The sequence below is a fragment of the Hymenobacter segetis genome (assembly GCF_054776495.1).
On record NZ_BAAHBV010000002.1, the window covers coordinates 823,028 to 836,444 of the forward strand.

The following is a 13,417-nucleotide window of genomic DNA, read 5'->3' on the forward strand; positions in this document are numbered from 1 at the left end:
GGTACACCGGCCAGTCATACCAGCACAACGCTCGCGGCTACTCCAGCCAGAGGTGATAGATGTGCTCTTCGTAGCTGATGGCAAAGCCGCAGCTTTCGTAGAAGCCGCACGCGGGCGCATTATCCCGCTGCGTCACGACCTGCAGTTCGGTGTAGCCCGCGCCAATGGCCCAGCGCCGGGCTTCGGCTACCAGCCGCTTGCCTACCCGCTGCCCGCGGGCCTGCGCGTCTACTGCCAGCAGGCCAATGTCGGCCCGGCCATTTTTCTCGCCCAGCGTCAGCAGGCCCAGCTCCTTGCCCGTGTGGTCGGGCAGCGTGAGTACGACCCGCGCGATGGCTCCATTCAGCGAGTTGCGCAGCCATTGGCTATACAATTGCCGGAAGGCATCGGCGGGCAGGCGCTTGTCCAGGGCAAAGCGCGAATACTCCCCGCTCTGCCAGGCCAGCGACTCCAGCTGCGGCGTGAGGGTAGTGGTAGGCACGATGGCGGCATCAACCGGGGCGGCTTCGACGGGGCCGAGGGCCATGGCAAAGGTGACCTTGCGGTCGGCCAGCCACGCCTTATGCTGCTCCGCGAGCTGGTGGGCGGCCAGGTCATGGTAGGGCGCGTGCCAATAGACCAGCCGCGCGCCGGCGGTGCGGCACTGGTCCAAAGCCGTCCGTACTTCATCGGCGGTAGGCGTGTCGCACAGAATGCGGGCTACCCCGAAGCCGAAAAAGCGGCTATCCCAATCGAGAAACTGTACGACCGCACTCACGATATGCTCGTTGTATCGATGAGAAAAATAGGCCGGTTTTTCGCCTGCTCAAAGGTTTTGCCGATGTACAGCCCCACTACCCCCAGCACCGACAGCAGCAAGCCCGCAAAGAACCAGATGGATACAATAAGGCTGATGTAGCCCGGCTCCCAACTGTGGCCCAGCAGGTAGCGGGCCAGGGTGATGAGCACAAAGCCAAACGCGGCGGCCGAAATAGCCAGGCCCAGTTTCACCGTCAGGCGCAACGGCTTATCCGAATAGGCCAGAATAATGTCGAGGGCCAGGTTGATGAGGCGGCGCAGGTTGTAGCTGCTGGTGCCTTCCGAGCGCTCGGCATGTTCGACGGCCAAGCCCCCGCTCCGGAACCCCACCCACCGCACCATGGTAGGAAAATAGCGGATGCTTTCCCGCATCGAAAGCACCGCGTCTATCACCTTGCGGTGATAGATTCCGAAGTTGGCGATGGCGGGGTCTTGCTTGGTTTCGGTGAGATAGGACAGCACCTGGTAGAACGTGCGCGAGCCCAGCCGCTTCAGCCAGGAATCCTGGCGCTCGACGCGGCGCGCAAAAACCAGGTCGTACCCTTTCAGGGCCTCTTGGTATAAGCCGGGAATTTCTTCCGGCTGGTCCTGCAGGTCGCAGTCCATCACGATAATCCACTCGCCCCGGGCCTGCTCCAGGCCGGCCGTGATGGCCCGGTGCTGCCCAAAATTGCGCGATAAGCGAAATCCGCGCACCCGCTCATCCTTGGTTTGCTCCAAAATGGCTTCCCACGAATTATCAGGGCTGCGGTCGTCCACCAGAATAATCTCAAATGACCGGCCCAAAGGCTCGACTGCGGCCTTTATGCGGCTCACCAGCTGCGCGACCAGCGTATCGGCCCGGTACACCGGGCTCACGATGGAAAAGTAAACCTCTCCGGCTTGCGTATTATTTCCTTCCACTTATTTATATCTCGCTAAGTACACGATAAGCATCCTTCTACTGCGCTACTACCGGGGTTGGTGAACCCGCACGAATGATTTGCCGAAAAAATTGGCATACGCCCGGTTCGTCCAATGGGTCGAATCTTTCTCCAAATCGGCCAGAAAGATTGTTTGGGGCTTTGCCGATAATGAGTCCAGCTCCACGCCCGCATGGCCGGGGGCCAGCATCAGCTGGTAACGCTGTCGCTGTTGCTGGTCAAACTGTTTGGCCGCGCCACCCAACCAATCGCGGTAGGCCAGCGATATATTGTTTGCATTCTTGCCCTTACTGCGGTAGGCCAGTTTATAGTTAGCATCGGTTAGCAGCGCAAATACCAAGAAAATGCCCATTGCCAATGATAGGTAAGCCGGTTGCGCAGGGGCGGCCGGAGCCGTGCGTCGCCACCAGGCCACGGCTGCGTAGAGCAGGAAAATCCAGACCAGGATAAAAACCGCGTAAATCACATCAATGACACGGCCCGCCGGCGGGCCGCCCTGCGTCACGTAGGTAGGAAAGAAGGGCAGCGCAATCATTACCGCACCCGCCAGCAAGAAAACAAACCGATATTTAAAAAAAGTAACTATCGGGGCTTCTGCATTATCGCTGACCTTCGCTAACACCGGTATCAACATCACGGAAAACGCCAGAACGATGCCGTTGCCAAACCAGTTAATTATGCTATACACCAACAAGCCAACGCCATGCGTTACGCCATATACCAGCTTCCCCACGGTGCTGACATGGCTTGCCTCGAGGGATTGGTTTGCAGCGTTTAGTCGCACCGCATTGCCAGGGGCCATCATCACTACGCCGAAAGCGATAACGGCCAGCAGCAACAGGCCTAGCCACCAAAAACGGGTTGTTTTGTTGCGCAGGTTGAGCAATGCCCCTACTCCCACCCCAAACACGGCCAGCATGGCCGCAATAAAGTTGGTGCCTATCAGCAAAACCGTCATGAGTGCCGCAGCAGCCCAGTAGGCCCGGCTCACCTGTTCGTCCTGAAATGTGCGCATCACCAGCAGCAGTACAATGGCTCCCATGCTGATACTCATTTGGTAAGCCCAGTTGGCGTTCAGCCAAAACAGTGCTTCTGAAGTGCTGGGCAACTGGTACAGGTACAACACCATCACGGTGCACGTCAGCACCAGCGTTGCCAGCTTATCCCGCGTTAAGTACTTCATCAGCAGCCACACACTAACAATCATACTGCCCAGCCCGAGCCAGCAGGGTATCCAATACAAATCGAATCGGTTGTGAATTACTGGACTCAGCGGGCTGACCATTATCGCATTCGTCGTGTACAAGCCCTGCCACTTCATGTAAAAGTGTTTTTGAAATTCCAACCAGCCTAAGTGTTTGTAGAGGCTGGAGAAAACGTAGTCATCGGCACCCGGATGGCTATAAAAAGACAGCGCCAAAAAGGGAAGAACACTGATAAAAGCCAGTGCCAGGAAAAACACTTGATAAAGCCTGGTACTGTTGGGGATGAATTTGGCCGGATGGTCCATTGGGCAGTGGTCTATAATTTAGGAGTGAAGTTGTAAATCAACAAGTGTCTTTTACTCAACAGTGGTGCGCGTGCTGGAGTAGTGAGTGTATCGGGTGCATTGCCAGGTAGCGCGTTCGAGACAGGCATGTGGGTGAAGCAGGCCGCTCTCCGGCGCGGGTTGGGCTGGCGGCAGTATCCGAAGCGACTCAATATGCCCAAGCAATGAAGCGGCTGGCCGGCTGCATCTCGCCCCAGGTATCGTGCGAGCCAAGGCCGTTTCGTGCCGGCTGATAGCCGGGCTGCTAAAAAATGCGTAACGCTGCCTCCGCTGCCGCGACGCTGGCTGGCCATGGCGCGGGCCTCGTGCCGCATTGTGAATTGGTTGGTGGAATACCGGGACGTAGCCACGGTCCGGTCTCTGTGGGCAGCTTTGTCCCAAAGCTGACAGTCCTCCCCACACCAGGGGAAGAGGTACGCTAACGTGTTGCACGTCTGCAAATAGCCCTAGCCTTTTGGCGGCAGCAATTTCTGAGAGTACCACGGTGCTCACGCGTAGGATGATGCCGGCCCAAGCACAATGGCACTAGCGGTATTGGCAAAACCCGTAGTTGCCCATTGCACCAATGTTTGGGCGTGGCCGCGCAAAAACGCTGCTCGTTTAGCAACCGCCTGGCGATGTATAGCGCTCGAATTAAAATTACTATTGAGAGTCAAAACATCACCCTAAATTAGACTGCCACTACCTATTAAATACACCAAAATAGGATTTGTGCAAATATACACCACTCACGAGATACTGTCCTCGTTATAAGGTACAGTGGTAGGGTTTTTGCACAAAATCACAGGCCTTTCGGGGTAATAACCGGAGGTACTCTCTGCCACAGGCAGCTCGATTGAACTTGCGTTTGAGGATGCTGCGCGATGAGGCATTGAGCACTGCACAGTTCATTCGCCGGTTGGCTTCCGGGCGGGCTATTTAGGGTAGAAAACAAGGAAAACACCAGGAATACAACTCGTTTTCGCATGGCTTTTCCGGCACCTTCAGCGCCAGCCGCGCTGCAAAAACCGCCGGCCGGCGGCCCCGCCATCCAGCCAGCGCGAGGCCAGGCCGGGGCCGCTCACGAGGAGCATGCTGCCCACCCGTAGCGTGGCAATGATGTCTTTGAACTGCTCGGGCGGCAGGGCCGGGCAGCCCCGGCTGTAGCCCAGGTGGCCGTATTGCTGCACGTATTTCGGGCTGGCGTAATCGGCCGCGTGCAACACCACGTAGCGATCGAAGGCATTGGCATTTTGGCCTTTATCCAAGCCTTCGATGCGACGCGAGTAGCCGTGAATGCCGTCGTAGGTGCCCGCCGTGCGATAGAAGCCCAGCGAGGTGCAGGCCGAGGATTCCTGGTTGGAGAAGCGGCGTGCCCGCAGGTGGCCCGAGCCTTCGCCGTGAGCTACGAGGCTGCGGTGCAGCACCTGGGCATTCTTGAGGTCGATGACCCAAAGGCGCTCGGTGGTGTTGGGCAGGTCCATATCGGCCACGGCCAGCAGGCCGGCGCGTTCGATGCGGCCAGTGGGGTGTAGCGTGAGGTAGCCTACACAGGCCTGCTCCAGCACTTCGGGGCGCAGTGCGGCGGCGGCGGGGCCGAGGGCGGCGTGCAACTGCTGAATGGCTTGGTGCAGCGTATCGGGCACGGCGGCCAGCGCGGGTACCGGCGTTAGGCGGAGGGAATCGGGCAATGGCGCGGTGGTGGCCGGCGCGGCTGGGGTAGCGGCCGGCGTGAGGGGAGCAGCGGCCGAAACGAGTTTTTTGGCCGGCGTTTGTGCTTCCTCGGCCCGCAGTTGGCAGCCGGCTGTGAACAGCGCCGCCGCCAGGCAACTAACTAAGTGCACCCTTGCGGCGGCCGTTTTGGTAATGTCCCATAATGCTCTCAACCTAACCATGAGCCGAAATTACGGCAGGCCGCTACAGCTACCGCAAGCCAGCCAGCTCTTTTACAAAAATGAGTCAGTCATCGGACTGCGGACGGGCGGCGGACAAAGCACAGCACTAGGGATGAGCTAAAGACTAAAGAACAATAAATATTCGCACAGCACAATTATCCAAAAAATGCAATCGAATGCACAAATAATATTTTGTCATTTCAAGGCCATACAAACCATTTCTTCTACCTTGACGCCGTCAATCAGCAACAAAACCCGGTTTTTTGGGTGGCGACTGACTGGCAAGCCACACTTCAATTTTTCTTCACAAAACCCAATTCCCACACATGATGCATTTTACACCTCATTTTCCATTCCGCAAACGATTCCGGTTCACGCTGGCCCTGGCTTTGGCCCTGCTGGGGGCCGGCAACCAGAGCGCCCACGCCCAAAAAGTGGTGATGCAGGGCTTCTGGTGGGATTTCTGGAATTCGAACTACCCCAACGGCTGGGCCAATTACCTCGCCGACCTCGCGCCGCGCCTCAAAACCATGGGCGTGGACGCCATCTGGATTCCACCGACCATCAAAAACGCCAACCAGGGCAACGGCTACTCCCCTTTCGACAATTACGACCTAGGCGATAAGTGGCAAAAAGGCTTCCTGGCAACCCGCATGGGTACCAAGGACGAGCTGCTGCGCGCCGTGGCCGTGCTGCACGCCAATGGCGTAGAAGTAATTCAGGACGTGGTGCTGAACCACAACGACGGGGCTGGCTCCTCGAACGGCGCGGGCGGGCAGGACCCGGGGGCCTGGGAAGATGGCACGACCAGCAAGTACAAGAACTTCCGCTACGTGAGCTACGCCAAGCCCGTGACCGACGAGAGCGCCGCCGACTACTTCAGCCGCTCGGGACGCTTCTCGAAAAACTGGGAGAACTTCAACCCCAACCAAGGCAACAACTCGACCTCGGGCGACTGGAACGCACCCTACTTCGGCCCTGACATCAGCTACTACCCCGGCTCCTACGGCCAAAGCTCCAACGCCACCACCTACAACCCCGTGCAAGCCAGCGACTACATGCGCACCGGCAACCGCAACTGGCTGATTTGGTACAAGAAGCAGGTGGGTTTTGATGGCGTGCGGATGGATGCCGTGAAGCACTTCCCAGACTTCGCCAGCGAAGATTTCCTCTATAACCTGCAGAGCAATGCCGGCTGGGCCAGCGGCGGGGCCACCATGTACGCCGTGGGCGAATGGGTGGGCTCATCGAGTCAGATGGACGGCTGGGTGGCCAACGTGAACAACCGCGCCGGCACCTTCGACTTCTCACTGCGCAACGGGCTTTACAACATCGTGAGCCAGGGCGGCAGCTTCGATATCGGCACGCTGCCCACCTACCAGCAGAATACCCGCGTGGTGAACATCGGCGGGACGTATGTGCACCGCACGGTGCCCTTCGTGAACAACCACGACACGATGCGGCCCCAGGTGGACGCCAACGGCAACTACACCGGCTGGAACACCGGCTCGGAGCTGGCTCCGCACATCGACCCGTTCGACCCGCGCCTCTCGGCCGTGTATGCCGCCGCGCTGGCCATGGATGGCTCGCCGATGCTCTTTTTTGAGGACGTGTTCAACGTGGGCAACACCAGCAAGCGCTACAGCCACAGCCCCAAAAGCACCGTGGACCTGCCCACCCGCGACGACCTCGTGAACCTAGTGTGGTGCCACCAGAACCTGCATTTTAAGGACGGCGCGTACAAGGTGCGCTACCAGGCTGCCGACCACCTCGTGATTGAGCGCAGCACCAAGGCCATCATTGGCATCAACGACAACTTCACCACCTGGCAGAACAACACGGTGAGCTGCGATTTCGCCCCCGGCACCGTGCTCAAGGACTATTCCGGTGCCAACGGCACCGCTACCGTGACGGTGAGCGCCTCGCAGACGGTGGCCATCAACACGCCGCCGTGCAACGGCACAGCTGCCGGTGGCCGCCGGGGCTACTCGGTGTGGGCCCCCACCAACGCCGTGACCGGCTACACCCGCCCGGCCCTGACCACCACCCAGGAATGGGAGCTGGCCAACGACCTCGGCGACTCCGACAGCCGCTCGCTGGGCCAGGGCGGTGCGCTGCCGGCCGCCAGCACGGCCTACCGCACGGCCGGCCGCATCTACGTGGCCGCCAATAAAAGCGTCACCTACAACCTCTTTCCCGTTGATGCCACGCGCAGCCTGACGGTGGCCGTGCTCAACAGCGCCGGCACCGTGGTGAGCAGCCAGACCGGCACCGGCACCCTCACGGGCACCTACACGCCCACCACCGAGGGCTGGTACACCCTCAAAGCCAAAAACGCCAGCACCGCCAACCCCGCCCAAGGTGCCTTCGTGAAGGCCACCTACACCGCCCCCACCGTGGTAACCGGGGCCATGACCGGCCGCCGCGATGCCAACGCCCTGGCCACCACCCAAGAGGCCGCCACCGCCGAGGTGCTGGTGTACCCCAACCCCACCGCCGCCGACCGCATCGACGTGGTGATTACCGCCAACCGCGAACAGGCCGCCACCGTGCAGCTGCACGACCTCACCGGCCGCCTGGTGCACCAGGAAACCGTGCGCCTCTACAACGGCTCCAACGAGCTGCGCCTCGGCGTGAAAAAGTCGTTGCCGGCCGGCATCTACCAGCTGAGCGTGCCCGAGTTCCACGTTAGCCAGAAGGTGGCAGTGCAGTAAGTACCTACTTCATCTAATCAAAAAGCCTCTCTGGGAAACCGGAGAGGCTTTTTTGTGGCTGAGAGGGATGCGTTCATGCCATTTGTACATGCCATCAGGCCATTTGTATGTCCGATTGGACCATTTGCATATACAAACGGTCCATTTGCTCATCCGATTGGACTGTTTGTATGTACAAACGGTCCGTTTGCTTGTCCGATTGGACCGTTTGTACATGCAAATAGTCCATTTGCTCGTCCGATTGGACCGTTTGTATGTGCAATCGGTCCAATCGGACGAGCAAATGGATGTTCGCTAGAAAAACACGCTCACATTCAGCTTGGCATAGAATGGTGTGCCGGGGGTGAAGTGCAGTTCGTCCACGCCTTCGAGGGGTTCGCGCTTGGGAGCATTTATCAGACGGGTTTGGGTGGCGAACTGGGCCTGGTTCCATTCCACGTTCAGCAGGTTTTCGGCCGAAGCCCCGATTTGGAAGCGCGGCGTGGTGTAGGCCAGCACGGCATCGAGCAGGAAATAGCCGCGAGCGGTGATGCTGCCGTCGTCGTTGGCCGGGCGCGAGTCGATGTGGCGGTAGCGCAGGCTGCCGCTCAGGCCTTTGGGCGCTCGGTAAGTGAGGCCGCCGGTGCTGGTGAAGGTGGGTGCGAGCGGGATGTAATTGGCCTTTTCGGGCGCGTCGAGCTGGCGGCCGTGGTTGTAGTTGAAGTCGCCATCGACGAAAACCCGGCTGCCCAACTGGTAGCGCACCGACAAATCGAGGCCGTAGCGCTGGGTGGGGCCGGTGCTTTCCACCACGGCTTCATCGCCCACATACACCAGCTCATCCTGCAAATGCAGGCTCCAGAGGGCCGCATTCACCACCAGGCTGGGCAGAGGCTTGAACGTGCTGCCGATTTCGGAGCCCACGGCGCGGGGCAGCACGTTCGCATTCACGCCCTGAATTACGCCCCGCGCATCATTGGAATGGAACCCGAAGCCCGAGCGGGCAAACAGCTGCACGGCCGGCGTGAGTTGATAATACAGGTTGAGTTTGGGCGAGACGCGGGCGCGGGCCACTCGGCCCCGTAGCGGAGCCAGTTCGCCGGTGGCCTCATCGGTGCTCCGGCCCCGGAAATTGAAGGTGAAGAAATCGGCCCGCACGGCCGCGTTCACCGTGAGGCGGTCGGTCAGGGTCAGGGTTTCGTCGAGGTAGGCGTTGATGTTCTGTTCAAAGAGGCGGCCCGTGCTGATGGTATCGAGCACCTGCCGGCGCACGGTGTGGCGCAGGCCCAGGGTCGAGAAATCGTTGCGGGTGCCCACGCCCAGCGTGCTGTGCAGGGTGCGCGCGCCCAGCTGGTCGTCGCGCTCATACGTGGCGGTGTAGCCGAAGAGGTGCCGGTCGTCGGTTTGGTTGATTTCGTCGCCGTTGATTGAGTCGTGCAGGAAGAACGTAAAGTTGGAGTACAGGCTGAAATCGTACTTCGAGTAGTAGGCCTGCTGGCGCAGCACCGCATCGTGGGGCAGGGCGGTGGTGAGCACCGCGCTGGCGTTGGTGCGGCTGGTGCGGCCGCCTTCGGTGGGGTCGATGCTGCCGTAGCGCGAGATGATACCCTCCCGGATGCCGCGCTCGGGAATCTGCCCGCTGGCATCCCAGTTCGAGGTGAAGTGCGAGCCCAGCAGCGTGAGCGAAGTTTTATCGGAGAGCTGGCCCGTGTATTTGGCCATGCCGTTGAAGCGCTTGAAGTGCTGCGGCTGGTCGAAATACGAATTGGTGAAGTTGTACTCGGCCGCCACATAGGCGCTTTCGGGCTTTTTGCTGAGCAGGTGGTGGTTTTGGCCCAGCAAATCCAGCATCACCAGCGCCCGGCGGGTGTCAAACTGGCCCACTTCGAGCTTTACCTGGCTGTGCTCCAGCCGCGTTTTGGTGCTGAACTCGCCCGCGCCGGCCGTGGCAAAATCACCAAACCGCGCCGTGTACGGGCCTTTGTACACCTTCAGCTGCTCCACCGTTTCGGGTATCACGAAGTGAAAGTCGGCATAGCCCTGGCCGTGGGCGTGGCTCACCATGTTCACCGGCAGCCCGTCCACGCTCACCGCGAAATCGGTGCCGTGGTCGCAGTCGAAGCCGCGCAGGAAAATCTGCTCGGCCTTGCCCCCACCCGCGTGCTGGGCAATGAACAGGCCCGGCACAAGGCGCAGCAGGTCCTGGGCCGAGTTCACGGGCCGCAGCAGCTGGTCGATGTGCGAGATGGCGGCCAGGCTCTGGTTGGGGTCGCGGGGCTGGCTCACGGTCACTTCGGCCAGGCTGAGCGTGGTGGTGGCCACGCGCAGGCTCAGGCGCGGGCTTTCGCCGGCCGCCAGCGTCACGGGCACGGTCTGGGCGCGGTATCCCAGTGCCCCCACCCGCAGCGAGTAGCTGCCCGGCGCAAGGCCGCTAAGGCGGAACTGGCCCAGCGCATCGGTGGCGGTGCCGCCAGGCTGGCCCAGCAGACCTACGCTCACGCCTGCCACCGGCTGGCCGGAGAGGGAGTCAGCCACAGTGCCGCGTAGCGTGGCGGTGCCCTGCGCCTGCGCGGTCTGCGTCAATAAAAACAGCCCAAGCATAAGCCCCCAGGCTGAAAGTGCAGTAACAAGTTGTTTCATCTAGTCCGAAATCAAGGCCAATGGCAGGCAGCGCCGAAGCGCCGCCTGCCATTGGCTCAGTTGAATGAAAGGGAAATGTGCCGACTAGAAGTTGGCTTTGCTCATGCAGTTGGCACGGCACTGCGCCCGGTGCTGGGCCTGCTGCTGCGCTAGGTGGCCGCGCGACTGGTTGCGCCCGGCCGAAGCGGTATTGGCTGGCAATGCGCGGCTATTCGCATCGAACAAAGAGATGGCAATGCTGCCCGCCGCAGGCAGCTGCACGCGAGAAGTAACGCCCGTAGCGCCCGCTACGGGTTGGAGGGAATTGGCCCGGAAAATCATTTAATGAGGAGTTGAACGCGCCTCGGCACAGTGGCCCGCAGGCGGCGTCGGATTATTGGATAAGATGAAGCGGCACGGCTCCTTATCGGCAGCCGTACTCAGTGGCCCCGTTTGGATTCGAACCAAATCAGGACCAAAATTCAACTTATCCCCGACGGGGCGGTAACTCAATCTGGCCCCGGTAGCCCACAGGCACGGCCACCACACGGGCGGCCTGCCGGACCTCGGCAGCATTAAAAACCGGCCGGGCAAACACCACCCGCACTTCCGTGAGGCAGTGGGTGTCTAGGCCTTTGAGGGAGGTGAGCAGCTGCTGCAAAGGCAGGCGTTCACCGGTTTTCTTCACAGTGTACTGCACGCCGTTGCAGTCATCGAAACAGCCCAGGCGCAGGGTATGGCGCAGCTGGCAATCTTTGCTGTGCATGTAGGCAAAGGGCCGGTCAATCACCTTCGCCGGGCGCTCCACGAGGCCCGCCCCCACTACCAGCAGGTAGTTGAGCAGCAGCAGCAGCGTGAGGTACGGGCGGAAAAGCATGATGTGAAGAAGGCTGACGTTATCTACGGCGCAGGTGGTGAAAAAGGATGGATTAAACTTTCAATTAATTCTTCAGGCAAAAAACACGCGCTCCACGGTCCAGTAAGCCGCTATCAGGCCGATGACCACCGACACCGGCACTACCACCCGCTGCTTGTACCAGCTTTTGTTGGCGGCCCAGCGGCCCACCAGCGCCCAGCACAGCAGTATCACCGAAACCTGGCCCAGCTCCACGCCCACATTGAAGGAAATGAGCGAGCCAAAATAGTCCTTCTGCGGCAGCCCCAGTCCCGTGAGGGCACTGGCAAACCCCATCCCGTGCACCAGCCCGAACCCAAACACGATGAGCAAGCGCCACGGGTTGAGCTTATCGGTAATAATATTCTCGATGGCCACAAATAGGATGGACAGCGCGATAATCGGCTCAATCACCGACGAGGGCGGCTGAATAAACCCATACATGGCCAAGCCCAGCGTGATGGAGTGCGCCACCGTAAACGCCGTGGCCTGCATGAGCACCGGCTTCAGACGCGGCTCCAGAATGTAGAGACTGATGATGAACAGAATGTGGTCGAACCCCAGCGGAATGATGTGTGTGAAGCCCAGCTGCAGGTAAGTCCAGAAAATCTCCGTGCGCGAGAGCTTGCTCAGGTCCGTGTTGAGGACGTGCGCGGCGGCCGGTAGTGCCAGCAGCACCAGCAGCGGCAGGGCCACCAGGGCGCGGCGCGGCAGGCGCATTCCTCGCAACGGTCCGGTTGGTTTCATATTAGCGGGCGGCCAGCAGCTTTTTGCCCTCGGCCTCTACTTCGGGGTTGAGGTAGGGAGCGGTTTTCAGCGAGTTCTCAATCAGGGCCTGGCCCTCGGCATTCTTGCCGAGCTTGGTGAGAATGAGGCCGGCGCGGCATAGCAGCACCGGATTTTTCGAGCCCGTGCGGCGGGCTACCTGCATATATTTCTGAGCCTCGGCATACTGGCCGCGCTTGTAGAGCACCCAGGCCATGGTTTCGTTCACGTCAATGTTGTCGGGGCGGCGGTCGTACTCGATTTTGGCATGTTCCATCGCCTTGTCCAGCTCGTTGGTTTTGAGGTATGCGTAGGCCAGCTCGCGGTCGGCGTAGTGGCCCATTTGCTCGTTGCTATCGGCTTCCTTAGCGGCATTGGCCAGCATGTCGATGGACTCCTTCGCCATTTTATCGGCCTCGGCGGGCTGGCCATTGAGGCGGTACAGGTCGGTCAGCTCATCAGCAAAGGCATAATCCTTCACCGTAATGCGGGCTTCCTGGTAGAGCTTAATGGCCCGGGCATAGTCCTTATGCGCCGCCGCCATGCGACCCAGGCCTGCCAGCGCGTAGGCATAGCCGGGGCGGGCCGATAGCGCCATGAGGTAGTAGCCCCGGGCGTGGGCCGTGTCGCCGCTTACTTCGTAGAGGTGGCCCAGCGCCACGCGGGTCCACTCGGTTTGCTCCAGGCCAATGTAGCCGGCTTTGGTGGCCATATCCATGGCTTGGATGGCTCCAGGCACGTCGCCGTAAATCTCGCGCAGGTAGCTCACCCGGGCGTAGGCGGGCAGGTCGGGGCGCACGGCATTCATCTTGTCGGCCATCTTGATGGCCTCCTCGTAGTGGCCCATTTCCACGTTGGCATCGGTCAGCAGGCCGTATACGAAGCCGCTGTTGGGGTTCAGCTTCTGGGCCTGCTCGGCGATGCCGAGGCCCTGGGCGAAGTGGTGCTGCGTGAGGCAGAGCGACGCTTTGCAGCACAGGGCCTCAAAGTTTTCGGGCTCGGCGGCTAGCACCTGCTCCAGCAGGTCCATAGCCGCGCCGTCGTAATACGGGTGGTCGCCGGTCACGCGGCCTTCCTGCATGTAGGCCTGGGCCAGCAGCAGGCGGCTTTTCTGGTCCTTGGGGTTGGTGCGTAGCTTGGCCAACAAGCCCTCGATGGCGGCTTTGGTGTTCAGCCATTCGTTGCCCACCGAGAGGCTGCCGCGCCGGTCTTTCAACTCCGGCGTGCGAACCTCCGGCTTTTTAAAGAAGAATATGGCGGCCGCCATTAAGCCGAAAACAACCAATAAACCGGGGTATAAG

10 protein-coding genes and 1 pseudogene are annotated in these 13,417 nt (G+C 60.4%); 2 read left to right on the plus strand and 9 right to left on the minus strand.

Features of this window, described 5'->3' with window-relative positions; all coding sequences use genetic code 11:
* Positions 1-37 precede the first annotated feature (37 nt).
* The 4 genes from ACYU70_RS13915 to ACYU70_RS13930 all read right to left on the minus strand — a co-directional run bounded on the left by ACYU70_RS13915 (position 38) and on the right by ACYU70_RS13930 (position 5,144).
* The gene (locus tag ACYU70_RS13915) at positions 38-757 is read right to left on the minus strand and encodes a GNAT family N-acetyltransferase (protein ID WP_342300648.1); all 720 of its coding nucleotides are present in this window, start codon (positions 755-757) and stop codon (positions 38-40) included.
* Positions 754-1,656, minus strand: a complete 903-nt coding sequence (locus ACYU70_RS13920; protein WP_460616028.1) for a glycosyltransferase family 2 protein — start codon at positions 1,654-1,656, stop codon at positions 754-756. Before ACYU70_RS13920 ends, ACYU70_RS13915 begins: the two co-directional genes overlap by 4 nt.
* Positions 1,657-1,749: 93 nt before the next feature.
* Positions 1,750-3,231, minus strand: a complete 1,482-nt coding sequence (locus ACYU70_RS13925) for a DUF6056 family protein (RefSeq protein ID WP_460616029.1) — start codon at positions 3,229-3,231, stop codon at positions 1,750-1,752.
* 1,022 nt (positions 3,232-4,253) lie between these two features.
* The gene (locus ACYU70_RS13930; protein ID WP_342297468.1) at positions 4,254-5,144 is read right to left on the minus strand and encodes a murein L,D-transpeptidase catalytic domain family protein; all 891 of its coding nucleotides are present in this window, start codon (positions 5,142-5,144) and stop codon (positions 4,254-4,256) included.
* Between the two features lie 530 nt (positions 5,145-5,674).
* Here ACYU70_RS13930 and ACYU70_RS13935 point away from each other — a divergent pair.
* Both ACYU70_RS13935 and ACYU70_RS13940 read left to right on the plus strand, forming a co-directional pair.
* A pseudogene (locus ACYU70_RS13935) lies at positions 5,675-6,610 on the plus strand (alpha-amylase family glycosyl hydrolase); the annotation flags it as partial.
* 945 nt (positions 6,611-7,555) lie between these two features.
* On the plus strand, positions 7,556-7,858 hold the full coding sequence (locus ACYU70_RS13940) for a T9SS type A sorting domain-containing protein (protein WP_425293327.1): 303 nt from the start codon (positions 7,556-7,558) through the stop codon (positions 7,856-7,858).
* Between the two features lie 294 nt (positions 7,859-8,152).
* Here the strand turns inward: ACYU70_RS13940 and ACYU70_RS13945 are convergent, their stop codons facing one another.
* The 5 genes from ACYU70_RS13945 to ACYU70_RS13965 all read right to left on the minus strand — a co-directional run bounded on the left by ACYU70_RS13945 (position 8,153) and on the right by ACYU70_RS13965 (position 13,383).
* On the minus strand, positions 8,153-10,438 hold the full coding sequence (locus ACYU70_RS13945) for a TonB-dependent receptor (RefSeq protein WP_342297471.1): 2,286 nt from the start codon (positions 10,436-10,438) through the stop codon (positions 8,153-8,155).
* Positions 10,439-10,561: 123 nt separating this feature from the next.
* Positions 10,562-10,798, minus strand: coding sequence for a hypothetical protein (locus ACYU70_RS13950; RefSeq protein WP_342297473.1), 237 nt, complete (start codon positions 10,796-10,798; stop codon positions 10,562-10,564).
* Between the two features lie 145 nt (positions 10,799-10,943).
* The gene (locus ACYU70_RS13955) at positions 10,944-11,333 is read right to left on the minus strand and encodes a hypothetical protein (protein ID WP_342297475.1); all 390 of its coding nucleotides are present in this window, start codon (positions 11,331-11,333) and stop codon (positions 10,944-10,946) included.
* Between the two features lie 72 nt (positions 11,334-11,405).
* Positions 11,406-12,098: a HupE/UreJ family protein gene (locus tag ACYU70_RS13960; RefSeq protein WP_342297476.1), complete on the minus strand. Its 693-nt coding sequence runs from the start codon at positions 12,096-12,098 to the stop codon at positions 11,406-11,408.
* A gap of 1 nt (position 12,099) precedes the next feature.
* On the minus strand, positions 12,100-13,383 hold the full coding sequence (locus tag ACYU70_RS13965; RefSeq protein WP_342297477.1) for a tetratricopeptide repeat protein: 1,284 nt from the start codon (positions 13,381-13,383) through the stop codon (positions 12,100-12,102).
* Positions 13,384-13,417: the final 34 nt, after the last annotated feature.